We start from the raw sequence: 24,838 nt of genomic DNA on the forward strand, positions 1-24,838 counted from the left end.
ACAGACGTATAACGTCCTTTCCTATAATTTAAAATAAAATGGATATTAAAGATTTAACCAAAGCCGAAGAACAGATAATGCAAGTTTTGTGGCAGTTGGAAAAAGCATTTGTAAAAGAGGTGATTGACGAGTTACCGATTCCAAAGCCTGCTTATAACACCGTATCTACCATCATTAGAATCCTCGAAACCAAAGGATTCATCGGCCATGAAGCTTTTGGAAAAGCACACCAGTACCATCCCTTAATTAGTAAAGAAGAATATAAGCGCCATGCTACTGAAAAGTTGCTCGGCAATTATTTTGAAAACTCCGTAGAAAGTATGTTCTCATTTTTCGTTAAGGAAGAGAAGCTGGATTTAAGTGATGTGGATGAAATTTTAAAGATGATTAATAAAATTAAACACAAACCAAGATGAGTTTTGCCCATTACCTTCTGCAGGTAAACTTATATCTGATTGTTTTTTATGGCTTCTATAAATTGCTATTAGATAAAGAAACCTACTTTACATTAAATCGTGTTTATCTGGTTGCTGCCGGGATATTGTCGCTTAGCATACCATTTATCCGTTTAGAATGGCTTACTGAGCAAAAAGCAGCACAGCAGGTTTACACAACAGTTAAATGGGACGCCGTTTTGCAACAGGCAACCATTGTAACTGATGTGCATGAAGGTTTTAATTGGGCTAACTTAATTGTTTACATTTATTGTGGTGGCATTTTATTTTTTCTTTGCAGGTTAATTTTCAATCTTTTTGCGGTTAATAAATTGATAAAAAATGCTGAAAGAGGTTCTGCATTTTCGTTCTTTGGCAAAAAAGTTATTGATAAAGAATTGCCACAGCGAAATGTTATTGACAGCCATGAGGAGGCGCACATTAAACAATGGCATACACTCGATGTGCTTTTTTTCGAGCTAATTGGAATCATAACCTGGCTTAACCCAGTCATTTATCTCTATAAAAAAGCAATTAAAAACATCCATGAATTTTTGGCAGACGACCATGCTGCTAAATTTCAGGGCGATAAGGCGGAATATGCAATGTTGATTTTGAGCAAATCGTTTGGAATCAGTCCGACGGCCTTAACAAGCAATTTTTTCGATAAATCTTTGATTAAAAAGCGCATTTATATGCTGCACAAAGAGCGTTCAAAGAAAACTGCGGTTCTAAAATATGGGATATCAATACCTTTGTTTGCGATCTTCATCGTATTCTCATCGGCCACGATTCGCAAAAATGAAAAGTTACTCGCACTTTCCGACCAGATTCCGTTAGAAAAACCTGTTGAGCTGGTTCAGGAAATGGTAACTAAACCAATCCAGTTTACGTACGAAGCAAAGCAACCTGTAAAAGTCGTTGTAGAGAACGTACCTGTTGAACGGGATTGGAAAGACTTTTATCAGTTCATGAGCAAAACAATTGTATATCCTAAAGATGCCCAGGAAAGTGATTTACAAGGAAATGCACTTGTTAAATTTACTTTGAGAAATGGGAAAGTAAGCGATTTAAGCACAAATACCGACTTGGGTAAAGGTTGTGATGAAGAGGTGATGAAGGCCATTTTATCTTATAAAGGATTTAAAGAGGTCGAGAATGGAAAATATGCTTTAAAGGTAGCTTTCCGTTTGGATGGCTCTGATGCTGAAATTCAAAACGAAGCCACGGGTGATATTAAAGACCATAAAGAACTGTCGCAACTAAGTGTTGTGGGTTTTGCCCCTGCCACAGAAGCTACCGAGACAGAAAGCATTAATAGTGGAAAAGTTTACGATTTTGTAAGCATAGAGAAGGTTCCTCAATTTGAGGGGGGAATGAAAAAGTTCTACGAATTTCTGGGTAAGAACATGAAATATCCGAAGGAGGCGCAGGAGAACAACGTTCAAGGCAAAGTGTATCTTTCTTTCACGGTTGAAAAAGATGGTGCGCTGAGCGACATCCAGATAACAAGAGGATTGGGCAGCGGAACAGATGAAGAAGCCATACGGGTGTTGGAAAAATCGCCAAAATGGCTCCCCGGCATCCAGAACGGCAAACCAGTGCGGGTAAAATATAATATTAACATAAATTTTAGTTTAGAAAATTCTGAAAGTAAAGCTTTTGTAACGAAGCCAATTCAGGAAAGTGGTAGAATCACCCTGAGAGGGATAGGTGATGCAGATGGCATTAACGGCCCCATGGTAATATTAGACGGCATAGCGCAGGAAAAAAATGCTTTGAAATTCATTGCGCCGGAAACGATAGAATCAATTTCAGTTTTAAAAGACGCAAGCGCAACATCCATCTACGGCCCTAAAGGGAAAAATGGTGTGTTAATAATTACATCCAGAAAGCATAAAAACGACATTTTTAGAAGACCGGCGATTTCCGAACTCACAATTGATAAGTCTGCCAATCATTATTTTTCTAAACCAGAACTTTAGTCACTATGAAAGCAATATTTTTAGTATTGGCGTTGATAACTGGTGGCATCGGCAGCGTAAATGCACAAGTTTACGATAGCCTGTTTAGTAAGTCGCCTTTATTGAAAGTTAAAGGAATACGGAAGCCAATTTACATCATCGATGGCGTAAAACAGCTTGATTCAGACCTTGCGCATGGCAATTTAATTCCAGATTCTATTGCAGAAATTAAAATTGTAAAAAATGAAGCCGCGATAAAATCATTTGGACTTGAAGCGGCTGATGGTGTAATTTTTATCACAACAAAATCCGGGAGAAAAAATGCCCGCTACCCTGATTTTGACAGATCAGTAAGCTCCGAAGGTATAACTAAAATAAGCGATTTAAAATTTTATCCAAAACCAGCTGAGACAAATTCGATAACAACTGTTGATGAAGCGTCTAAATCTTTGGTACCGGCTTCTAAGCGTTTGCCAAACCGGATAAACGATGCAATGTATATTCTTGATGGGCAGAAAATTGAAAAGGACGAAATGCACTGGATTAGTCCCGATAGCATACAAAGCATCTCAATACTAAAAAAAGACAGCGCAATTGCTAAATACGGCCCGCAAGCAAGCAATGGTGTTGTCATAATTACAACCAAACCCGGCAAAATTTTGAAAGGGCAGCCGAAACCCGCAGACAAGAACTAACAAAATTTTAGTGCCAAGTGTCGATTTTTCATTTTAAATGAAGAGATGGAAGCGTTTTGCAAAAAATTAAAGTCAATTATCAGTAAAATATAAATCTTATCCCTATGAAAAAACTAATGATCTTATTAATGTTGTCAGCAATAATGCTTGCAGGCAGCGCAGAAAGCTACGCTCAAAAAGTGTACGATTTTGTTTCGGTAGATAAAACACCACAATATCCGGGTGGAATGGCAAAATTTTACCAGTATCTTGGAGCGAATATCAAATATCCGGCAGAAGCCAAGGCAAATAAAACATCAGGAAAAGTATTCCTTTCTTTTATTGTTGAAGAGTCAGGTAAGCTAAGCAATATTCAGGTTATAAGGGGCTTAAGTAAAGAAACGAACGCGGAGGCCATAAGAGTTCTTCAAGCCTCGCCGAAATGGAACCCGGGCATGGTAAACGGAAAACCTGTTCAGGTGAAGTATAATTTAAGCATCAACTTCGACGCCAATGGTTCCGCAAATTCTAAAAAATCTGCTTTGGGTAATAATAAAATTAAAAGCCCGGTATTTCCTGGAGGGCAGCCGAAACTTTTCAGTTATTTAGCCAAGACCTTGAAGTACCCAACGATTGCGAAGAAAAACAATGTCCAGGGGAAAGTATTGATTTCTTTTGTTGTTGAAAAAGACGGCTCATTATCCAATATTCAGGTGGCTAAAGGCTTATCTAAAGAAACTGATGCTGAAGCTATAAGAGCGGTAAAAAATTCACCTAAATGGGTTCCGGCATTTGACGAATCAGGAAAACCGTTTAGGGCAAAGTGCGACCTACCTGTAAATTTTAAACTCTCGTAAACCTGCATCAAATTAACAACCCTCAAAAACACAAAACCCCGACAAACTGCCGGGGTTTTATGTTTTCTCTCCTGTCTCGGAACAATAAATTTATAAAATCTTTAATGTATATACAAATTTTACAGAATAAAATTTTTAATCAGGCAAATAATTGATATGCTAACATAGAGTTTTTATGATTTTTGCAAATTATAGTTTGTTTCACTTTCTTCTCAATTTGGTTTCGAATGTTTTTGTTTACCTTTTATGATTTACAGTATACTAGTTATTAAATGAAAAAGCCCCGAACAAGTTCGAGGCTAAAGCTTCCGGGATTAACCGGAATGCACAGTATATTTTTTAAATCGTTTCTTCTGAAATAAACTTCGCTGAAGCGAAATCGCGGTTCATACGGGCGATGTTTTCCAATGAAATACCTTTAGGGCATTCTGCCTCGCATGCACCTGTATTGGTACAGTTACCGAAGCCTTCAGCATCCATTTGCGCTACCATACTTTGCACGCGGCGATAGCGCTCTGGCTGCCCTTGAGGTAACAAGGCCAACTGAGATATCTTGGCAGATACAAATAACATTGCTGAGGCATTTTTACAGGTAGCAACACATGCGCCGCAACCAATACATGCAGCCGCTTCAAAAGCAGCATCGGCATGCATTTTCGGAATTGGAAGGTTATTGGCATCTTGCGCATTACCCGTATTTACCGAAATAAAACCACCAGCGGCAATCACTCTATCGAATGCTGACCGATCTACGGTTAAATCTTTAACCACTGGAAATGCAGCAGCTCTCCATGGCTCCACAACAATTGTATCTCCGTCTTTAAACGAGCGCATATGCAGTTGGCATGTTGTAACCAAATCTTTAGGCCCGTGTGGCCGGCCGTTGATAAACATTGAGCACATACCGCAAATACCTTCACGGCAATCGTGATCGAATACCACAGGCTCTTCGCCTTTATTAATTAGATCTTCGTTTAAAACATCGAACATCTCCAAAAATGACATATCCGGAGAAATGCCAGACAGTTTATAATCGACCAAAGCACCTTTGGTGTTGTTATTTTTCTGACGCCAAACTTTTAGCGTTAAGTTCATATTTCCTGTACTCATGATATTGAGATTTTAGGTAGTTAGTACTTAGTAGTTAGCAGGTAGATGTCATCTAGATACTTACTACTAATCGCTAAATACTATTTATAACTTCTTTGTGCTACTTTAATATTTTCAAACTTCAACTCTTCTTTGTGCAGTTCGAATTGTACTCCTTCTTTAAACTCCCATGCAGCAACGTAGGCATAATTAACATCATCGCGTAATGCCTCACCTTCTTCAGTCTGGTACTCCTCACGGAAGTGACCGCCACAACTTTCATTGCGGTCGAGTGCATCAATACACATTAGTTCACCGAGTTCGATAAAGTCTGCAACACGTCCGGCTTTTTCCAATTCAGGATTTAATTCGTTCACGGTACCCGGAACACGAACATTACTCCAGAATTCGGCACGCAAAGCTCTGATATCGCGAATGGCTTCGTTTAAACCTTCTGCATTACGGGACATACCACATTTTTCCCACATAATGTGGCCCAAACGTTTGTGGAAATGATCTACCGATTTCGTTCCTTTGATATTAACCAGTTTATTTAATATGCCAACTGCCCTTTCCTCAGCCTCTACAAAGGCAGGGTGATCGGTTGGGATTGCTTTTACTGAAATCTCTTTCGATAAATAAGCGCCAATTGTGTATGGAAGTACAAAGTAACCATCTGCCAAACCCTGCATTAAGGCTGATGCACCAAGCCGGTTAGCACCATGGTCTGAAAAGTTAGCTTCACCTGTGCAATATAAACCAGGAACAGATGTCATCAAGTTATAATCAACCCATAAACCGCCCATTGTATAGTGAACCGCAGGATAGATACGCATCGGTGTTTCGTAAGGATTTTCACCGGTTATTTGCGCATACATATCGAACAGGTTACCGTATTTTTCTTTGATTACCGCTGTTCCTAAACGCATGCAGGTTTCTTTGTCAGGATTGTGAATACCAGCTTTCGAGGTTTCGATTCTACCGTAACGCTCTGTGTTTGCTTTGAAATCAAGGTAAACGGCAAGTTTAGATGCACCTACGCCATAACCGGCATCGCAACGCTCTTTTGCAGCACGCGATGCAACATCACGCGGAACCAAGTTACCGAACGCAGGATAACGACGCTCTAAATAATAATCTCTTTCATCTTCAGGAATTTCCGAAGCCTTGCGGGTATCATCCTTTTTCTTAGGAACCCAAATCCGGCCATCATTACGTAATGATTCGGACATCAGGGTTAGTTTCGACTGGTGATCGCCTGAAACCGGGATGCAGGTTGGGTGGATTTGCGTGTAGCAAGGATTTGCAAAATAAGCACCTTGCTTGTGCGCTTTCCATGCCGCCGTAACATTACTTCCCATTGCGTTTGTAGAAAGATAGAATACGTTACCGTAACCACCCGTTCCTAAAACCACAGCATGACCGAAGTGACGTTCGATTTCGCCTGTTATTAAATTTCTTGCGATTATACCACGTGCTTTACCATCTATTTTAACAACTTCAAGCATTTCATGGCGGGTATACATTTCTACCTTGCCCATACCAATCTGGCGTTCTAAAGCAGAATACGCACCTAGTAATAATTGCTGACCAGTTTGGCCTGCAGCATAAAAAGTACGTTGAACCTGTGTACCACCAAAAGAACGGTTATCCAATAGGCCGCCATATTCGCGGGCCAGAGGAACACCCTGCGCCACGCACTGGTCGATAATGTTAGCGCTAACTTCAGCCAAACGATGAACATTTGCTTCGCGGGCACGGTAATCACCTCCTTTAATTGTATCGTAGAAAAGACGGTAAGTGCTGTCACCATCATTCTGATAGTTTTTCGCTGCATTTATACCACCCTGAGCTGCAATTGAGTGCGCCCGGCGGGGAGAATCCTGAAAGCAAAAACATTTAACTTTGTAACCCATTTCGGCTAAAGTGGCTGCCGCAGAAGCACCAGCCAATCCTGAACCAACAATAATTACTTCAATCGTTCTCTTGTTCGATGGGTTAACCAAAGGCACAGAAGACTTGTATTTTGTCCATTTATTGGTTAATTCTCCTTCTGGAATATTTGAATTAATATCTGACATATCTCTTTTGTGCTAAAATTAATTGATTAAATGTGTGTAAACGGCAATCGGCATCAATGCGAAAACAACCGAAATGATGATTGCATACCAAACGCTTACCCTTTTAATTATGCCGTTATATTTAGAATGATTCCAACCCATAGTTTGAAATGCAGATGCAAAACCGTGTAATAAATGGTAGCATAAAGAAATCATTAAAAGTACGTAGGCAATAACCCGAACCGGATCCTGAAATTTCTCCCTCATTACCGCATACAAATCTTCATTGCCATTTGCATCTACCGTCGGGATGCCTGTAAAACGAGAAACTACCCAGAAATCTTTCAGGTGAATAACCAGAAAAATAAGTAAAAGCGTACCTAACAAGCCCATTGAGCGGCTATACCATTTACTGTTCGCATTACCATTGTATGCAGCATAACCTTCCGGACGAGCTTTTCTGTTTTGAATAGTCAGGTTAACCGCCTGGTAAATGTGTACCAGCAAACCTAAAAACAAAATGTACTCTCCAGCCCTGATGATCCAGTTGGTGGCCATAAAATGTGCACCAATGTTAAACTTCAACCCGCTATCGTCAAGAAAAATTAGCGAATTGATACCAGCATGTACAATTAAAAAAAGTATCAGGAATATACCTGTAATACCCATCACATATTTTCTTCCTATTGATGAAGAAAGTGCATTTCCGAAACCACTCATTTGATTAGGATTTATATCTAAATTTCTTGCAAAAGTATCTAATTATGAGTTTAATTTATAAACGATTATGACAAATCAGCGATAAAACATTTATTTAGAAACATTCTAAGGCGAATTATTCTCCCGACAGGAAATTCCAAATCGATTAGGCATAAAAGATTTATGCCACCAGACAGCTTGAGCTTAAATTTGAGGTTTTTTGTAGCGAATTTTTAATTAAAAATGCATTTCCACAATGAATTAACAGTCGCAACTGCAAACGAATATTTGGAACTTTTGTATAACTAAGTTTTTCGTTATATTGCAGTATTAAATTAATTTTATGATGAAATTACTCATAAGTTCGGCTCTGTTTATATGTTTGCTATCCGGATGCATTAACAGGCAGGCCACATTTAATGTGACAACTAAAAATTTTCCGAGAAATTCGGTTATCAGTATTTATAGTCCTGAGAACGGCGTTACATACCTTGTCGAAAACATTGCCAATAAAAAACAGACTTTTAAAGTAAACTTCAAAAAAAAGGGCTACGCCGCCTTGAAGGTCTCCATTGGGCCAACCGATAAAGAGTTTTGGTTTTACATCAACAGTGGAACGTTCGAAGCAGTTTTAAATGCCAACGATGACAAAGTCTACCCCTTCGTCACGGCGCCAAAGGAAGAAACCGAGCAGTTTAGAGCATTTTATAAATTGAAACGGTTGATGGGCAAAAAAGTAATGGATAGTGTGAGCAGCGCAACCCTTGCATTGGATAAGTCTACCTCCGCAAATGTTGAACAAAGGGCAAGAAATTTAGACTTTTGGATGGAAAAAAGAAGCTCGAATGAATTAAATATGATAGAGGCCTTCGCAAAAAAATATCCCGCTTCTCTGCACACTTTATTTTTGCTTGATCAACTTGGCCAGGTAGACACAAATAACGGACGTTACGTTGCAATATTTAATAGTTTGGATAAAACGGTAAGGGAAAGTGAGGATGGGAAAAATTTTGTTGAGCAGGTAACACGTAAAACGAGAATGATGGCCGGAAATATTATGCCTGAAATTGAAGGCCAAAATCCACAGGGCGCTAATTTTGAAAAGAAAATTCTCAAAAAAGTTAACCTTGTTATTGTGTGGACTTCCTATAACACAAAAATACGAGAGAATAGAAAATTGTTAACCGATATGTACAAAAGCTTTGAAGGGAACGACGTGGAATTTATCGGCATTTCTCTTGATAAACGCAAAGATTGGTGGCTAAATGTAATCGCTGATGATAAATTAAGCTGGCCACAGTATTCAGATTTAAAGGGCGCTAAATCGCCGAATGCGAAAAACCTGAGCGATTATAACATCCCTTACTTCTTTATAATCGATAAGAACGCAAAGATATTGATGAATAACGACCTCAGACCTGAGTTTATCAGACAGGAAATCGAAAAACGACTGTAGGGTAATATTGAGATAAAGTTTGATAATGATACTATACAGCTGCTTGCAACCGGCATTCTGAAAAATCTTGCCCATAAAAAAAGTCCCGATTTTTATCGGGACTTTTTACGATTTATGTGTTCGAGTTTTCTTAAGCTACTTTAACATTTACCGCGTTTAGGCCTTTTCTACCTTCTTCTACATCGTAGTTTACGGTATCATTCTCACGAATGTTGTCAATTAAGCCTGAAGCATGAACAAAAATTTCGGCATCGCCATTAGATGGAGTGATAAATCCGAAACCTTTAGTTTCATTAAAAAATTTTACTGTTCCTTGTTGCATTATATTGTATTTTAATTTGCCTCAAAGATATGGTTAAATACCTATTAATCAATTTTTTATTTTTTTTATTTTAATTATTTACCAATATACCGCTTAATTTGCCCTTAAAGCTAATTTTGCGATGCATTATCAACCTCTCCAATTCGCTTAAGCAGTGAGTTTTCGCATATTCCGGGACCTAAAAGCCCACTTCCTCTAAATTGGTTGATAAGCTAAAATAGCGAAACAGGGTATTTAACTATACACCGTTTCTTCTCGCTGTTCGTAATTTATTTTTAAATCGCTCGTCATTTTTACCATAAAAGGCCTGTTAAAGTTGCTTTCAATATCGTAACTCAAAATCAATAAATCGCCAACAATTTCGTGTAGAACCAGCCGCTTACTGGTATAAGTTAACGAAATAACGTGGTTTGCCTTGTTCAATAAATCCGAAGAATAAATGTGAAGCTCCGCCAAATCGAAAAGTATCGGCCTACTATTTGTGTCATATAAAACAGGGATTTTGCTTTCCAGGGCATCAATGCTAGTCATAACCGAATACTGGAGTTTTTGGTGTAAAACCTTTGCCTTCTCATTCGCCGATAGCATTTCTGAAAATGTATGCAAATGTTCATTACAACTGAACGGCCTTGATTTTTTTTGGAATTCGCGGTAAGTATCGTGGAAAACCCTGCGTTCAAAATTTGTGCTGCACATGAAATTGAAATATTGTTTAGCACAAAGGTTAATGTAAGCTAAAGGCATAATATTCAGGTTGTTGCTAATTCAAATATGATTAAAACTGCTTTGCATATCGGTAAATATTCAAACGATATCCAATTGTTAAATGCGAAACTAAAATCCTTTTATGAATTTAAAATGAACAAGTTTCATATACAAAACGACCTAATTCTTAAAATCGCTTCATGGCAGGCAAATAAAATTGATTTGGAAAGCAGATTTCTGCACTTTTTCGGCTACGATAGTCCTGCCAACCGCTTTATTCAGCCGAAAGAAAAATTCGGCTTACATGCCCGCTCATGTCAGGTTTATAAACTAAAGGCCATTACAAGAAACTAAAAACAAGGTGCCGGGAAGTTTCTTAAATTTAGATATGCTCCTTTGCTTTTGCCGAGTAAAACCAGGTAAGTTTTCTAAAGCTATAGTCAATCCCGAAGCACAAAGCATTCTAAACTGTCAGTTTTTAACCATTCACCCTGAAACAAAAAAAGGGCTTGATTAAAAACCAAGCCCTTTTTGTAAAATATTAAACTTTAAACTACTGTGCAGGGAAACTAAAATTAAAGGTTCCCTGGGCACTTACCCCAGACATATAAATCATGTTATTTCTGGTTTGTGGTAATGCTTTTTGAACGTCGGCGACTGAATTTACCGGCTGACCATTTACTTTTGTAATAATCAAGCCTTTTTCAACACCAATATTGTCGAAAGCTTTTCCTGTAACTACAGAGTTTACAACAACGCCACTATTTACCCCATATTTCGATTTCTGTGCTTGTGTTGCAGGCACGAAAGTTGCACCCAGCTTTGAAACCTCTACACTCTTGGTCGTTGCAAGGTTGGTGTTCACGCCAACGCTAGATTCTCCCTTTAAAGTTACGGTGAAATCTTTTAATGAACCATCTCTTAAAACAGTCAATTTTACTTTATCACCTGGATTTAAACGACCAATTCTTTCTTGCAAATCAGGCGAATCATTAATTACAACGCCATCAACCTTTTTAATCACGTCTCCAGATTTTAATCCCGCTACAGCGCCGCCACCACCTGGAACAACCTCGTTCACGTATAGTCCGCTAACCTCATTTGATTTAATTTCAGCTGGATTATCAGCACTTAATGGAACAAAGCTTACTCCAATGTAACCACGTTTTACTGAACCATATTTCATAAAATCATCGACGATTTTACGAGCCAAATTTACAGGAATGGCAAAGCCATAACCTTGGTTATAACCACTTTGAGAAGCAATTGCAGAATTAATGCCAACCAGTTCGCCATTTGCATTAACCAAAGCACCACCGCTATTACCAGGATTTATCGCCGCATCTGTTTGAATAAAAGATTCGATGCTTGTATTTGCAGGGCGATCTGGTCTTTTACCGGTACGCTGATACTCTCTGTATTCTTCCTCAGTGATTTCACCACCTTCCTGCTCACGACCGATAATACCGATACTTCTGTTTTTTGCACTCACGATACCTGCGGTTACCGTTGTATTTAAATCTAACGGGAAACCAACAGCCAATACCCACTCGCCAACCTGAACATTATCAGAGTTACCAAATTTAACAACCGGCAAATTGGTTGCATTTACTTTGATAAGTGCCAAATCCGTATTCGGGTCTCTACCGATAACTTTTGCTTCAACTTTACGTCTGTCGGTTAAAATTACTTCAACTTTTTCCGCATTTTCAACTACGTGGTTATTGGTAACAATGTAGCCATCCTGACTAATGATCACACCAGAACCCGATGCAGCTCTTGGCTGGCGTTGCATCTGCCTTCCGCCACCGCCAAAGAAATCCTCGAACATATCCATAGGAGATGAACCGCTTCTACCGCCACTTTTAGAAGCATAAGTTGTTTTAATGTGAACTACGCCTGGCGCAACTGCTGCCGCTGCCTGCGTAAAATCTGCAGTACCAGCTGATGATACCTTAAGTGGATTATTGGCAAAGTATAAATTCTGCTTTTCAGAAATTGTACTGCCAGTTTGGTTACTTTCAAATAGCTTGTAACCTCCAATTGCTGCTGCCCCACCTATAAAAGCAGCCAACACTGTAATTCCTAGTATTTTTTTCATGTGTTTGTATAATTTTTTTTTAATCCCCTGATATTACAAGCATTATCGCTAGCTAATTGTTTGCCTGTAATATTTAAGTTTGTTAATTTATAAAGGTTCGCGAGAGCATCAATTCACTTTGATTTAAGCAGAATGCTCAGGCAGTTTTTATCTGCTCAAATTTTCTTTCGTAACTATCTTCAAATTTAATACCATATAAACGATATTTGTAACTGCAAAGCACCTAAAGCTGTGTTAAAAAATGTTAAATTAAATATTAAATGCACACAATTGGCTTTTGCAACTCAAATATTGCAGTAAATAATGAAGAAAAAATGAAAATGAATTTCTTTAAATATCAGGGCGCTGGAAACGACTTTATTCTGATCGACCACAGGATGAGTTCGCTAAATAGTGTCGATAATGCCTTAATAGAGCAGCTTTGTCACCGCAGATTTGGCATTGGAGCCGATGGATTGATGTTTTTAACGAGCCATGATGACTACGATTTTGAGATGCATTATTTCAACGCTGATGGCAAGTTGGGGAGTATGTGTGGTAATGGTGGGCGTTGCATTGTTGCTTTTGCGAAATACCTTGGCGTTATAGAGAAAGAGACTAACTTTTTGGCAGTTGATGGCGCTCATTATGCCAGAATTTCAGACGATGGTAACTGGGTTGATTTACAAATGATTGATGTTGAATCGATAACCAATGATGGTGAAGCATTTGTGTTAAATACAGGCTCTCCACATTATGTAGCGCTGCAAAATAATCTGGATAGTTTTGATGTTTTTACTAACGGAAAAAACATCAGGTATAATGCTTCTTATAATGAAAAAGGCATAAACATTAATTTTGTTGAAGATAAAGGCGGCCACTTATTTGTTCGTACCTATGAGCGTGGAGTTGAGGATGAAACTTACGCTTGCGGAACAGGTGTAACTGCGGTTGCAATGGCGATGGCAAAATACAAAGATCAAACCGGACATATTAAAACCAATATTAAGGTGTTGGGCGGAGATATTAAAGTAGAATTTGATTATGATGGAATCAAATTCACGAACGTTTTCTTGTGTGGCCCTGCAAAACTTGTTTTTGAAGGCGACATCAGTTAGAAGGCAAACGCTGATTGTGTTTAATATTGCTAAATTTTTTGTACTACTGCTCTGCAACTTAGAAAATTCTATTTCGAGTGATCACATAAGCGTGTACTTTAAACACTAACCAAAGGGAAAATTGCCTGATTTTGAACACATTTATCATTTTTAAAACACTACAATTCAGCTTTAATTAACAGTATTTAACCTCTGTCGAAATTTATTTACACATCAAATTTCAGGTAAAAAACCTTCATAAAATACTTTAGAACAGCTATTTAAACCGTGTAGCCATCTTTTTCATTATCAAAATAAATCAATCGATTGATTAAATGACAGAATTTGGACAGACTTATTTTTTTTTAGGCTCTATTTTTGGGCACAAATTGCGAAACTCAAAGCATCGACTTTGACAACGCTTTTAATCCGGAGATAATTTTAAACAACACACAATAATAGTCCATGAGAAAAGTAACAACTCTCTTTTTCAGTATCAGCATTGCTATGGTTTTAGCATCATGCGGCGGTAATGACGATGCTAAAAAAGCTGCAGCCGCAGCGGCTGCAGGTCCGCAAGCCTACCCGGTTTTTACCGTTAACGCACAAACAACAGAATTAAATTCAGATTATCCAGCAACTATCGAAGGGATTCAGAATATCGATATCCGCCCAAAGGTAGATGGTTTTATTCAAAAGATATTTGTAGATGAAGGTACCGTTGTAAAGAAAGGACAATTGCTTTTTACCATTATGGCGCCACAATATGAACAAGAAGTTAGGACGGCGAGAGCTGCCATCAGCAGTGCCGAAGCAGACGTAAATGCAGCCCAGCTTCAGGTTAATAAAACAAAGCCACTTGTAGAGAAAGACATCATCAGCAAATACGATTTGGATGCTGCACAGCTTACACTTCAAAGCAGAAAAGCTGCGCTTGCGCAGGCAAGAGCAACCTTGGCAAATGCACGGGTAAATTTAGGCTATACTTCCATAACAAGTCCGGTTGATGGAATTGTAGGCAGTATCCCTTTCCGTACCGGAAGTTTGGTAAGTAGTTCGAGCACAGAGCCGTTAACAACCGTTTCAAATACATCGAAAGTTTATGCTTACTTCTCCTTAAATGAGAAGCAACTTTTAGACTTTTCAAAAACTTATAAAGGCAACACGCTTTCGCAACAAATGAAGAATATTCCGCCTGTTAGTCTGGTACTGGCCGACGGAACCGTATATGCTCAAAACGGTAAAATAGAGTCGATAAATAGTCAGATAAATACAAATACTGGTTCCGCTAGTTTAAGAGCGACGTTTCCAAATCCAACTGCCTTGCTAAAATCCGGCGGAAGTGCTTCCGTTAGAATTCCACAGAAAGTTGAAAATGCAATTTTAGTTCCTCAAACATCAACAGTTGACTTACAGGGCAAAAAATTTGTTTATGTTTTGGGCGATTCAGCGAAAGTTACCAGTACTGAAATCCAGATTATGGATTTGGCAAAGGATAAATTTTATGTGGTAACAAAAGGTTTAAAAGTTGGCGACAAAATTGTGCTGGAAGGCTTCCAATCGTTAAAAGATGGCACTAAAATAAAACCCGAAGAAAGAAGTGCCGATTCAGTTTACGCTGACATTAAAAAATAAACGGTTTCGTAAACCGTATAGCAACAATCGTAATTCAAAATTATGTTTAAGAAATTTATAGAAAGGCCGGTTCTATCAACGGTTATATCCATCATCATCGTAATTCTCGGTGTTTTAGGTTTGGCCACTTTGCCGGTTTCACAGTACCCGGAAATTGCGCCGCCAACGGTACAGGTTTCTACCGCCTACCAAGGTGCCAATGCCGATGTGGTTATGAATAGTGTGGTAGTTCCGTTGGAAGAACAAATTAACGGAGTGGAAGACATGACTTACATGACTTCTTCTGCGAGTAACGATGGTACAGCAACCATTACAGTAAACTTTAAGTTAGGAACAAACCCAGATTTGGCGGCCGTTAACGTTCAAAACCGCGTGGCCCGTGCAACCAGTTTATTACCTGCAGAGGTAACTAAATCTGGTGTTATCACCGCAAAAAGACAAGCGAGTAACGTATTGATTTTCGGCTTGTACAGCGACGACCCGTCTTATGACCAGAAGTTTCTTCAGAATTATGCGAACATTAACATCATTCCTCAAATTAAGCGTATTAATGGTGTTGGTGATGCAAGTGCATTCGGAACTTTAGATTATACCATGCGCCTTTGGTTAAAGCCAGACATTATGGCAACCTATGGTTTGGTGCCAAGTGATGTTAATGCGGCGCTGGCCGATCAAAACGTTGAGGCTGCGCCGGGCCAGTTTGGAGAACAAGGCGACCAGGCATTTCAATATACCTTAAAATATACGGGCAGGCTGAAAGACGAAGCCCAATTTGGAAACATCATTATTAAATCTGATGCTAACGGGCAAATTCTTCGCTTAAAAGACATTGCAAGGATAGAATTAGGTGCTCAAAGCTACGCAAGCTCTGTAAAATTTAATGGCAAACAGGCTTTAGGTATCGCAATTAATCAAACGGCAGGTTCCAATGCCAAAGAAGTTATCGAGAATTCGATTAAAACATTAGATGAAGCACAAAAAACGTTTCCGAAAGGCGTTCATTATTCAACGCTTGTTAACGTAAACGATTTCCTCGATGCATCAATTGAGAAGGTAATACACACATTAATTGAGGCCTTTATTTTGGTGTTCCTTGTTGTATTTATCTTTCTGCAGGATTTCCGTTCAACATTAATACCGGCGATAAGTGTTCCGGTAGCAATTATTGGTACGTTTTTCTTTTTAAGTTTATTCGGGTTTACCATAAACCTGCTCACACTATTTGCACTTGTGCTTGCCATCGGTATTGTGGTAGATGATGCGATTGTGGTTGTAGAGGCGGTACACGCCAAACTTGATGAAGGTTACACAGATGCCAAAAAAGCAACGATTGATGCGATGGACGACATCAGTGGTGCAATTATTTCCATCACTTTAGTAATGGCGGCGGTGTTTATCCCGGTGAGTTTTATTCAGGGTTCTTCTGGTGTATTTTACAAACAATTCGGTTTAACGCTTGCGATTTCAATCATTTTATCAGCAATTAACGCGTTAACTTTAAGTCCGGCGTTGTGTGCATTATTTTTAAAACCACATACTGAAGACCACGAGAAAAAGAAAAATTTCTTACAGCGTTTTTATGGTGCATTTAATACATCATTTGATGCAGTTACCGGAAAATACAAGAAATCTGTCGGTTTTCTTTCTCATAATAAATGGATGGTTGGTTTAGGCATCGCTTTCTTTACCATTATTTTGGTTTGGACAATGAATACGACACCGAAAGGCTTCGTACCGAATGAAGATTTGGGCACAATTATGTCCGACATTTCACTTCCGGCAGGAACATCTCAGGAGGAAACCAATGTTGTTATTGCAAAAATTGATAGTATTGCCCATGGTATTCCGGAAATTAAAAATACGTTGCGGGTTGTTGGCCGGAGTTTGATTAGTGGTTCGGGAAGTTCATACGGTATGGTAATTTCGCGATTATCGCCATGGGATGAGCGTAAAGGCCGTGATGTGAAAACGATTATTGGTGAATTATTTGCCAAAACCGCTAACATTAAGGGCGCTAAAATCATTTTCTTTGCGCCACCAACCATTCAGGGTTTTGGTACAAGTGGAGGTTTCGAATTCCAGCTACAGGATAAAACCGGTGGTGACATCAAAAAATTCAACGAAATTGGAAACGGATTTTTGGCGGCACTAAGTAAACGTCCGGAAATTCAATATGCATCAACTTCTTTTAATCCTAACTTCCCTCAATACCAAATTGATGTTAACGTGGCAAAGGTAAAGCAAGCCGGTTTAACAGTAGCCGATGTTTTGGGCGTTATGCAAGGGTATTACGGTGGCGTTTACGCATCAAACTTTAATAAATTTGGCAAGCAGTTTAGGGTAATGTATCAGGCTGATGCTCAATACCGTGCCAATGAACAAACTTTAACCAGAATCTTTGTGAGAAACAGTTCCGGTCAAATGGCTCCGGTTTCCGAATTTATCACCTTATCGAAAGTTTACGGCCCACAAGCAATTTCGCGTTTCAATTTATTTACCTCAATCTCAGTAACGGGTAACCCAAATGCAGGTTATAGTTCTGGTGATGCGTTGAAAGCCGTTCAGGAAGTAGCTGCACAAAGCTTACCAGCCGGATATGGTTATGAATTCTCAGGCTTATCTCGTGAAGAAATAAGTGGCGGGAGCCAAACGGTATTCATCTTTTTACTTTGTATAATTTTCGTTTATTTCTTGTTGGCTGCGCAGTACGAAAGCTATATTTTACCCTTAGCAGTATTAATTTCTTTACCAATTGGTTTATCTGGCGTATTCGTTTTCGATAAGATATTTGGCGTAGATAATAACATCTACACCCAGATTACACTGATTATGCTTGTTGGTTTACTAGCGAAAAACGCAATTTTAATTGTAGAATATGCGGTAGACAGACGCAGAAAAGGAATGAGCATTATTAATGCTGCCATCGATGGTGCAACTGCCCGTTTACGCCCGATTTTAATGACGTCGTTTGCCTTTATTCTCGGATTATTGCCGCTAATGTTGTCATCAGGTGTTGGTGCTTCGGGTAACAAATCGATTGGAACGGGTGCTGTAGGCGGTATGCTTATCGGTACATTGTTTGGCGTATTCGTTATACCTGCATTGTTTATTATTTTCCAAAGTTTACAGGAGAGAATCAGCAACAAATCGCCCTTCGAAGAAGGAATTGAAAAGGAACAAACGCCCGAAGAATACGAGTTAGCAACCGCTAAAAGTAAACACTAATTTTAACAAGAAAATGAAATTTAGATATAAGTATTCCATCTTAATCGGTAGCATAATACTCACTTTAAGTGCCTGCGTAACCAAAAAATATGAGCGCCCGCAACTTACAAGTGTTGGCTTATACCGTGATAATAATACAACTGATACAACAACCATGGCCGATTTGCCGTGGAAGAGTCTGTTTTCCGATACCACATTACAATCTTTAATTCAGCAGGGCATAAATCAGAATTTAGATTTAAAACAAGCCATTGAGCGGATTAAAATTTCGGAAGCAACTTTACGCCAAAGCCGTGCGGCTTTTTTACCAAGTTTGCAGGCCGATGTTTCAGTTACGGATAACAAAGCTTCTGCCTCAGCACAAAATTTCCCTGCTGGCATTAACATTAACTTAGAAACGCAAACCTATCGTGCGCAATTAAGCACTGCTTGGGAAGCTGATATTTGGGGGAAACTCAGCAGCGCTAAACGTGCTGCTTTTGCCACACTACTTCAGAGCGACGCCGCAAAAAGGGCTGTGCAAACACAACTTATTGCAACAATTGCCAACAGCTATTATACCCTACTTGCTTTGGATAAACAACTGGCAATTACCGAGCAAACTATAGCCATCAGAACTAAAGATGTTGAAACGATGAAAGCGTTGAAAGAAGGCGCAATTGTTAATGGTGCTGCTGTTGTGCAAAGCGAGGCGAATTTGTATGCGGCACAGGTTACGCTGCCTGATTTAAGGCGTAGTGTTAAGGAAGCGGAAAACGCCCTTAGTATTGTTTTGGCAAGAGCACCTGGTGCAATTGACCGCACAACTTTAGACCAACAGGTTCCATACAGCAACCTGCAAACCGGTATTTCGGCCCAGCTTTTACAAAACAGGCCAGATGTGATTGCTGCGGAATTTGGTTTCAGATCAGCATTTGAAAATACCAACGTTGCCAAAACTTACTTCTACCCTGCGTTAACCTTAACAGCATCGGGCGGCTTAACGAGCTTGCAATTGAGCAACTTTTTCTATAACTCGATATTTTACAGTTTAGTGGGTGGTTTAACACAGCCCATTTTTGCGAAAGGCACAAACAAAGCACGCTTAACCACCGCACAGGCCAATCAGCAGATTGCATTTTACAACTTTCAGCAAACGCTTTTAACCGGCGGGCAGGAAGTATCAAATGCTTTGTATGCATATCAAACCGCTAGTGAAAAGGAAGAAACGAGAGCAAAGCAAATTGCTTCACTTACAAAAGCGGTAGATTTTACCAAGGAATTATTGCGCTACAGCTCTGCAACAAATTATACCGACGTTTTAACATCGGAGCAAAGTTTGCTAACGGCTCAGCTTAATGGCATTAACGATAGACTACAAAAACTACAATCGGTGGTTAATTTATATCGTGCCCTCGGTGGTGGCTGGAAATAGAACACAAAATAATAAACAAGCAAAAAGCATTCTGGAAACCAGGATGCTTTTTTGTTTAGTGCAATCGACATAGCTACATAATTTTTAATCCTATTTCATTTCGTTTTTTTGATGTGCCACGAAATTATTGTAAGTTTAAAGTTTTTCAAGCGGGTAGCTTTTAAAAAAAAATCAATCCAATAAATGTTACGCGTAGATAGCTCTAAAAACTGTAAAGTTGTGTACTCCTTGTGCAAACATGAGTATTTGGGCTATTTAATTGAACCTCATGTTGTTCAACTAAATCCACAGGGTGATTTTTCTTTTACTTACCAGAGGATTTTTACACACACTGCCCAGGAATTTAATGCTTGTTTAAGTGAAATTGATTACAAACTGATAAAAGTTCTGGATGATATTGAACAGGATTCACTCATTAAAAAACATTACAAAAAATTAATCCGGCCGACTGAGTTTTTCACAAAAGTATTTGATGATAAATTTTATGAGAGTGTGCGGCCTAAGATTGAAAAAAAGCTTGCAGAAGCGCTGGAACTTTTAAAAGTTAAGGATGAACTTTACTTAATGGATAAAGATGGATGGCCGGTAGAACGCAAGATTGAGTTTGCATCAGAACCTGCATCTATTTTGTTCCATTTTCGAAGAAATGAAACGGAGACACGTTATTTCCCGACCATAAAATATCAGAATCTGCGCATCGAGTTTATGTTCAAAGAGGCGCAAATTATCAGCAATAAACCGGCATGGCTGCTATTAAATGATGTTTTATACTTCTTTGATCAGGATATCGAAGGTAAAAAATTACAACCCTTTTTAGCGAAGAGATACATCGCCATTCCAAAATCAACTGAAGCCACTTACTTCGAAAAGTTTGTTGCGCCTTTAATTGAAAAGCACCATGTTTATGCAGAAGGTTTCGAAATTAGAACAGAGCAGTTTGAAGCTAAACCAATTTTAAAAGTTTTTTATGTTGATGGTGGCTTATCGCAAATCCAGCTTTATTTTAGATATGGAGAATACGTTTTTCCTGTAGAAAATGCACACAAAGTAACCGTTCGGCTTGAGAAAACTGATGATAATTATATCTTTCACCGCATTAAACGTTCCGCTGATTGGGAGAAAAAACAACTTAATCTGCTATTATCGCTCGGGTTAAAAAAAACCAGCGCTTTATTCAGTAATCTGGAAGTGGTTGCTGCGGAAGACAATCCGAGTTACGCCGCCATAAATTGGGTGAACGAACACATTGAGTTGCTGGAATCTTCAGGCTTTGAAATTGAACAGGCAACTGGCCAAAAACGATTTGTTCTAGGTGCCAGCAAAATTGATTTGGAAGTGAAAGAAGGCAACGACTGGTTCGATATTAATGCCGTGGTTTGGTTTGGCAAATATCAGATCCCATTCTTATCTTTAAAACAACATATCTTACATAAAAGGAGAGAATTTATTCTGCCGGATGGTGAAGTTGCAATTATTCCTGATAGGTGGTTTACGCAATATGGCAGCTTGTTTAGTCTGGCAGATACTGGTAAAACGCTAAAATTAAAGAAACACCACATTGGCCTGCTCAATGATTTAGCCGAAGATAGCCTAGCAAATATAACGCTGGAGCGCAAGCTGCAACGTTTAAGTGATTTCGAAGACATTGCAGATATTCAGATGCCGGTTCATTTTAAGGGAAACCTGAGGGACTACCAGAAAGCTGGTTACAATTGGTTCAGTTTCTTGCGTGAGTACAATTTTGGTGGCTGTTTAGCTGATGACATGGGTTTGGGGAAAACCATCCAGACACTGGCGATGCTTCAAAAAAGTAAGGAAGATGATCAGCTTGCATCAACGCAAACTACTTCCTTAATTATTATGCCAACCTCGCTTATCTACAACTGGCTAACGGAAGCAAAGAAATTTACACCGAAGCTAAAAATCCTTGCGCATACAGGCACTAACAGGAATAAGGATGTTGCAAATTTTGCCAATTACGATATTGTAATTACAACTTATGGCGTTACAAGGGTCGACATTGATGAGTTGAAGAACTTTTATTTCAATTATGTTATCCTGGATGAGAGCCAGAACATAAAAAATCCTTCATCCAAATCGTTTAAAGCAGTTCGGGCATTAAAATCCCGACACAGATTAATATTGAGTGGTACGCCGGTAGAAAACTCTGTGGGCGATTTATGGTCGCAGTTAACGTTTTTAAATCCCGGCCTCCTCGGCACACAGGCTTTTTTTTATGAAGAATATGTACAGGCAATCGAAAAGAAAAAAGACGAGGAAAAAGCCCGCAAACTTCAATCAATAATAAAACCGTTCGTGCTTCGCCGAACAAAAGAACAGGTTGCTTCGGAATTGCCTCCAAAAACAGAGCAGGTTATTTACTGCGATATGAGTGAGGATCAGGCTACCTATTATGAAAAGACTAAATCGGCTTATCGCAACGATCTGTTGCAAAGCATGGATGATGGAACCTTTGCGCAAAAGCAAGTGCAGCTTTTACAGGGATTAACAGCCCTGCGCCAGCTTGCCAACCACCCGGTTATGATTGATGCCGAATACATGTCTGACTCGGGTAAGTTTGAAAACGTTATTCACACCCTGGATAATGTTTTAAAAGGTGGCCATAAAGTGCTGGTTTTTTCTCAGTTTGTTAAACACCTTGATATTTTCCGAAAACATTTCGAAAAAGAAAATATTCCCTTTGCCTATCTGGATGGGGCGACAAGAAACCGCGGAGAAATTGTTTCTGAATTTCAACAGAATGAAGATCTAAAGGTTTTCTTAATCTCTATCAAAGCCGGCGGTGTTGGTTTAAATTTAACACAGGCCGATTATGTGTTTATTTTAGACCCATGGTGGAATCCGGCAGTGGAACAACAAGCCATAGATAGGACCCATCGTATCGGGCAGGATAAGAAGGTTTTTATCTATAAGTTTATCGCCAAAGATACGGTTGAAGAGAAAATCCTTGCTTTGCAAAAGCGCAAAAAATCGCTCGCCAATTCACTGATTACAACTGAAGAGAGTTTCTTCAAATCGTTGAGTAAAGAGGATATTCGGGATATTTTAAATTAACACCACCGAACTGCCGCCGAATATTTGATTTGAATGTAGCAAGCTATTAGGCTTAAACTTCAAAATTATGCCACAGAAAGGCGGATGATAGGGTATTTTTGATCAGTTTGCCACAGAAACACAGAACGCACAGAAGGTTGGAATTTCTTTAGAAATTAGTTTTGCTGAGCATTCAATAAGTTTGCCACAGAAACACAGAAGGCACAGAAAATTGGAGCTGCTTTAGATTCTCATAGTCTAACTGTGAATCCAATAAGTTTGCCACAGAAACACAAAAGGCACAGAAAATTGGAGCTGCTTTAGATTCTCATAGTTTAGCTGTGAATCCAATAAGTTTGCCACAGAAACACAAAAGGCACAGAAAAATGGAGTTTCTTTAGACGCTCATAGTTTAACTGTGAATTCAATAAGTTTGCCACAGAAACACAAAAGGCACAGAAAAATTGGAATCTTAAGAATCTAATAGTTTTTGTCTTCCAATTTGATTATTTTGCAACAGAAGCACAAAAAGCAGAAGATGTAATCCCTATTAATAATAACATCCCAGATTATTTTTAAATAGGTTGTTTATGGCTATTGAAGACTCAAGTTTTCCTTTGAAAACGGAAACGAATATGATTATCAATGCCGCAATAGATGTTCACAGACATTTAGGTTGTGGTTTTTTTGAGATTGTTTATAAAGATGCACTCTGCATTGAGTTAGAAAGACGAGGGTATCATTACGAAAGGGAAAAATATTATCCCATCTATTATAAATCGATTTTACTTCCCCATAGTTTTTATGCCGATTTTATCATATTTGATTCGGTAATCCTCGAGGTGAAATCAAAAAGTGCAGTCGCAAATGAAGACCTCGCCCAAGCCATGAACTATTTGAAATGTTCCTCTTGTAAAGTTGGTTTAATTCTAAATTTTGGAAAGCCAACATTAGAAATTAAACGTGTAATTCTATAAAATTAGTCCTGTGTTAATCTGTGTTTCTGTGGCTAATCATTAACCAAAACAAAATTCAACAAAGCAATTCTGTGTTAATCTGTTTTTCTGTGGCTATTCATTAACCAAAACAACTTCCACAAAATAGTTCTGTGTTAATCTGTGTTTCTGTGGCTAATCATTAACCAAAACAACTTCCACAAAATAGTTCTGTGTTAATCTGTGTTTCTGTGGCTAATCATTAACCAAAATAAAATTCAACAAAGCACTTCTGTGTTAATCTGTGTTTGTGTGGCGATTCATTAACCAAAACAAAATTCAACAAAGCAGTTCTGTGTTAATCTGTTTTTCTGTGGCTATCATTAACCAAAACAACTTCCACAATAGTTCTGTGTTAATCTGTGTTTCTGTGGCTATTCATTAACCAAAACAAAATTCAACAAAGCAGTTCTGTGTTATTCTGTGTTTCTGTGGCTATTCATTAACCAAAACAACTTCCACAAAATAATTCTGTGTAAATCTGTGTTTCTGTGGCTAATCATTAACTAAAACAAAATTAAACAAGGCAATTCTATGGTAATCCGCGTTTCCGTGGCTAAGATGCAATCAAAAGGAATAAAATTAATTCAAAAATTATTCCTGTGATGAACCGTCTTTCATTGTATATCGCGTAATTTCTGTGGCGTTTCTGTATTCAATCAAAACTGATTTACCTTCTGCTTGTTATATGATAGAAAATTTAAAACTACCATCATGACAAACGAAGATTTAAACACCACGATAAACAACATTAAAGAAGCCTGGAAATATCCAGAATTATACAACAACGTATCCAGTTCTGAACGTTGGCTTTCTGGTGCCGCCGGGACCTACCTAATTTATAAGGGAATTAGTGGCCTGTTTTCTCATCCTATCCTGAGTTTAACTGGGGCCGCAATTGGCGCAAGTTTACTTTACAGAGGCGTTACCGGTTACTGCCCGATGCGTGATATTGCTGAGCAGAAAAAAGAAAGTATCGCACCTGATGAAATCGTAGTGACCGAAACTTACATCACAGACGATTTGGCGTAATAAATTGAATACTTTATTTCCACTTATTAATAAATCGGTTAACTTT

19 protein-coding genes are annotated in these 24,838 nt (G+C 38.7%); 13 read left to right on the top strand and 6 right to left on the bottom strand.

The window, feature by feature from the left end:
• The first annotated feature begins 38 nt into the window (after window positions 1-38).
• From AC0IWT_RS14920 to AC0IWT_RS14935, 4 genes are all read left to right on the top strand, one after another.
• On the top strand, window positions 39-416 hold the full coding sequence (locus AC0IWT_RS14920; RefSeq protein ID WP_056869502.1) for a BlaI/MecI/CopY family transcriptional regulator: 378 nt from the start codon (window positions 39-41) through the stop codon (window positions 414-416).
• Window positions 413-2,419, top strand: a complete 2,007-nt coding sequence (locus tag AC0IWT_RS14925; RefSeq protein WP_471797761.1) for a TonB family protein — start codon at window positions 413-415, stop codon at window positions 2,417-2,419. The genes AC0IWT_RS14920 and AC0IWT_RS14925 overlap by 4 nt, the downstream gene beginning before the upstream one ends.
• 5 nt (window positions 2,420-2,424) lie before the next feature.
• Window positions 2,425-3,093: a hypothetical protein gene (locus AC0IWT_RS14930; protein ID WP_471797762.1), complete on the top strand. Its 669-nt coding sequence runs from the start codon at window positions 2,425-2,427 to the stop codon at window positions 3,091-3,093.
• Window positions 3,094-3,197: 104 nt separating this feature from the next.
• The gene (locus AC0IWT_RS14935) at window positions 3,198-3,929 is read left to right on the top strand and encodes an energy transducer TonB (protein WP_471797763.1); all 732 of its coding nucleotides are present in this window, start codon (window positions 3,198-3,200) and stop codon (window positions 3,927-3,929) included.
• Window positions 3,930-4,268: 339 nt separating this feature from the next.
• Here the strand turns inward: AC0IWT_RS14935 and AC0IWT_RS14940 are convergent, their stop codons facing one another.
• The 3 genes from AC0IWT_RS14940 to AC0IWT_RS14950 form a co-directional block, all read right to left on the bottom strand.
• Complete coding sequence (locus AC0IWT_RS14940; RefSeq protein WP_056869498.1) at window positions 4,269-5,039, bottom strand: succinate dehydrogenase/fumarate reductase iron-sulfur subunit; 771 nt, start codon at window positions 5,037-5,039, stop codon at window positions 4,269-4,271.
• An 80-nt stretch (window positions 5,040-5,119) separates the two neighbouring features.
• On the bottom strand, window positions 5,120-7,099 hold the full coding sequence (locus AC0IWT_RS14945; RefSeq protein WP_471797764.1) for a fumarate reductase/succinate dehydrogenase flavoprotein subunit: 1,980 nt from the start codon (window positions 7,097-7,099) through the stop codon (window positions 5,120-5,122).
• A gap of 18 nt (window positions 7,100-7,117) precedes the next feature.
• Window positions 7,118-7,798 (bottom strand): succinate dehydrogenase cytochrome b subunit, encoded by a 681-nt coding sequence (locus tag AC0IWT_RS14950; RefSeq protein WP_056869496.1) that lies wholly within the window; start codon window positions 7,796-7,798, stop codon window positions 7,118-7,120.
• A 322-nt stretch (window positions 7,799-8,120) separates the two neighbouring features.
• Between AC0IWT_RS14950 and AC0IWT_RS14955 the strand changes: the two genes are divergently transcribed.
• Window positions 8,121-9,233 carry a TlpA family protein disulfide reductase gene (locus AC0IWT_RS14955; protein ID WP_471797765.1) on the top strand — a complete coding sequence of 371 codons (1,113 nt, stop codon included), beginning with the start codon at window positions 8,121-8,123 and terminating at the stop codon, window positions 9,231-9,233.
• A 130-nt stretch (window positions 9,234-9,363) separates the two neighbouring features.
• Here the strand turns inward: AC0IWT_RS14955 and AC0IWT_RS14960 are convergent, their stop codons facing one another.
• Together AC0IWT_RS14960 and AC0IWT_RS14965 are read right to left on the bottom strand one after the other, a co-directional pair.
• Window positions 9,364-9,555 carry a cold-shock protein gene (locus tag AC0IWT_RS14960; protein ID WP_010599638.1) on the bottom strand — a complete coding sequence of 64 codons (192 nt, stop codon included), beginning with the start codon at window positions 9,553-9,555 and terminating at the stop codon, window positions 9,364-9,366.
• A 234-nt stretch (window positions 9,556-9,789) separates the two neighbouring features.
• Window positions 9,790-10,299 carry a hypothetical protein gene (locus AC0IWT_RS14965; protein ID WP_471797766.1) on the bottom strand — a complete coding sequence of 170 codons (510 nt, stop codon included), beginning with the start codon at window positions 10,297-10,299 and terminating at the stop codon, window positions 9,790-9,792.
• Between the two features lie 27 nt (window positions 10,300-10,326).
• Here AC0IWT_RS14965 and AC0IWT_RS14970 point away from each other — a divergent pair, with 27 nt between their 5' ends.
• A complete protein-coding gene (locus tag AC0IWT_RS14970) occupies window positions 10,327-10,614 on the top strand; it encodes a hypothetical protein (RefSeq protein ID WP_471797767.1) in 288 nt (95 codons plus the stop codon).
• Window positions 10,615-10,813: 199 nt separating this feature from the next.
• Here AC0IWT_RS14970 and AC0IWT_RS14975 read toward each other — a convergent pair whose 3' ends face one another.
• Window positions 10,814-12,361, bottom strand: a complete 1,548-nt coding sequence (locus AC0IWT_RS14975) for a trypsin-like peptidase domain-containing protein (RefSeq protein WP_056869492.1) — start codon at window positions 12,359-12,361, stop codon at window positions 10,814-10,816.
• Between the two features lie 314 nt (window positions 12,362-12,675).
• On the opposite strand from AC0IWT_RS14975, the gene dapF reads away from it, so the two are divergent.
• From dapF to AC0IWT_RS15010, 7 genes are all read left to right on the top strand, one after another.
• Window positions 12,676-13,458, top strand: coding sequence for a diaminopimelate epimerase (gene dapF / locus AC0IWT_RS14980; RefSeq protein WP_471797768.1), 783 nt, complete (start codon window positions 12,676-12,678; stop codon window positions 13,456-13,458).
• 444 nt (window positions 13,459-13,902) lie between these two features.
• The gene (locus AC0IWT_RS14985; protein ID WP_471797769.1) at window positions 13,903-15,072 is read left to right on the top strand and encodes an efflux RND transporter periplasmic adaptor subunit; all 1,170 of its coding nucleotides are present in this window, start codon (window positions 13,903-13,905) and stop codon (window positions 15,070-15,072) included.
• Window positions 15,073-15,114: 42 nt separating this feature from the next.
• Window positions 15,115-18,297: an efflux RND transporter permease subunit gene (locus tag AC0IWT_RS14990; protein WP_056869489.1), complete on the top strand. Its 3,183-nt coding sequence runs from the start codon at window positions 15,115-15,117 to the stop codon at window positions 18,295-18,297.
• Between the two features lie 13 nt (window positions 18,298-18,310).
• On the top strand, window positions 18,311-19,711 hold the full coding sequence (locus tag AC0IWT_RS14995; RefSeq protein ID WP_471797770.1) for an efflux transporter outer membrane subunit: 1,401 nt from the start codon (window positions 18,311-18,313) through the stop codon (window positions 19,709-19,711).
• Window positions 19,712-19,894: 183 nt separating this feature from the next.
• Window positions 19,895-22,786, top strand: a complete 2,892-nt coding sequence (locus AC0IWT_RS15000) for a DEAD/DEAH box helicase (protein ID WP_471797771.1) — start codon at window positions 19,895-19,897, stop codon at window positions 22,784-22,786.
• Between the two features lie 569 nt (window positions 22,787-23,355).
• Window positions 23,356-23,742, top strand: coding sequence for a GxxExxY protein (locus tag AC0IWT_RS15005; RefSeq protein WP_471797772.1), 387 nt, complete (start codon window positions 23,356-23,358; stop codon window positions 23,740-23,742).
• A 732-nt stretch (window positions 23,743-24,474) separates the two neighbouring features.
• Window positions 24,475-24,792 carry a YgaP family membrane protein gene (locus tag AC0IWT_RS15010; protein ID WP_471797773.1) on the top strand — a complete coding sequence of 106 codons (318 nt, stop codon included), beginning with the start codon at window positions 24,475-24,477 and terminating at the stop codon, window positions 24,790-24,792.
• The last annotated feature ends 46 nt before the right edge of the window (window positions 24,793-24,838 follow it).

The organism is Pedobacter sp. AC464 (assembly GCF_979253075.1).

Bases quoted from the DNA above. Each gene is read 5' to 3' on its own strand.
- AC0IWT_RS14940 (WP_056869498.1), bottom strand. From the start codon at position 5,039: ATGAGTACAGGAAATATGAACTTAACGCTAAAAGTTTGGCGTCAGAAA.
- AC0IWT_RS14930 (WP_471797762.1), top strand. From the start codon at position 2,425: ATGAAAGCAATATTTTTAGTATTGGCGTTGATAACTGGTGGCATCGGC.
- dapF (WP_471797768.1), top strand. From the start codon at position 12,676: ATGAAAATGAATTTCTTTAAATATCAGGGCGCTGGAAACGACTTTATT.
- AC0IWT_RS14995 (WP_471797770.1), top strand. From the start codon at position 18,311: ATGAAATTTAGATATAAGTATTCCATCTTAATCGGTAGCATAATACTC.
- AC0IWT_RS15005 (WP_471797772.1), top strand. From the start codon at position 23,356: ATGGCTATTGAAGACTCAAGTTTTCCTTTGAAAACGGAAACGAATATG.
- AC0IWT_RS14970 (WP_471797767.1), top strand. From the start codon at position 10,327: ATGATTAAAACTGCTTTGCATATCGGTAAATATTCAAACGATATCCAA.
- AC0IWT_RS14965 (WP_471797766.1), bottom strand. From the start codon at position 10,299: ATGCCTTTAGCTTACATTAACCTTTGTGCTAAACAATATTTCAATTTC.
- AC0IWT_RS14990 (WP_056869489.1), top strand. From the start codon at position 15,115: ATGTTTAAGAAATTTATAGAAAGGCCGGTTCTATCAACGGTTATATCC.
- AC0IWT_RS15010 (WP_471797773.1), top strand. From the start codon at position 24,475: ATGACAAACGAAGATTTAAACACCACGATAAACAACATTAAAGAAGCC.
- AC0IWT_RS14925 (WP_471797761.1), top strand. From the start codon at position 413: ATGAGTTTTGCCCATTACCTTCTGCAGGTAAACTTATATCTGATTGTT.
- AC0IWT_RS14985 (WP_471797769.1), top strand. From the start codon at position 13,903: ATGAGAAAAGTAACAACTCTCTTTTTCAGTATCAGCATTGCTATGGTT.
- AC0IWT_RS14975 (WP_056869492.1), bottom strand. From the start codon at position 12,361: ATGAAAAAAATACTAGGAATTACAGTGTTGGCTGCTTTTATAGGTGGG.
- AC0IWT_RS15000 (WP_471797771.1), top strand. From the start codon at position 19,895: ATGTTACGCGTAGATAGCTCTAAAAACTGTAAAGTTGTGTACTCCTTG.
- AC0IWT_RS14950 (WP_056869496.1), bottom strand. From the start codon at position 7,798: ATGAGTGGTTTCGGAAATGCACTTTCTTCATCAATAGGAAGAAAATAT.
- AC0IWT_RS14955 (WP_471797765.1), top strand. From the start codon at position 8,121: ATGATGAAATTACTCATAAGTTCGGCTCTGTTTATATGTTTGCTATCC.
- AC0IWT_RS14920 (WP_056869502.1), top strand. From the start codon at position 39: ATGGATATTAAAGATTTAACCAAAGCCGAAGAACAGATAATGCAAGTT.
- AC0IWT_RS14960 (WP_010599638.1), bottom strand. From the start codon at position 9,555: ATGCAACAAGGAACAGTAAAATTTTTTAATGAAACTAAAGGTTTCGGA.
- AC0IWT_RS14945 (WP_471797764.1), bottom strand. From the start codon at position 7,099: ATGTCAGATATTAATTCAAATATTCCAGAAGGAGAATTAACCAATAAA.
- AC0IWT_RS14935 (WP_471797763.1), top strand. From the start codon at position 3,198: ATGAAAAAACTAATGATCTTATTAATGTTGTCAGCAATAATGCTTGCA.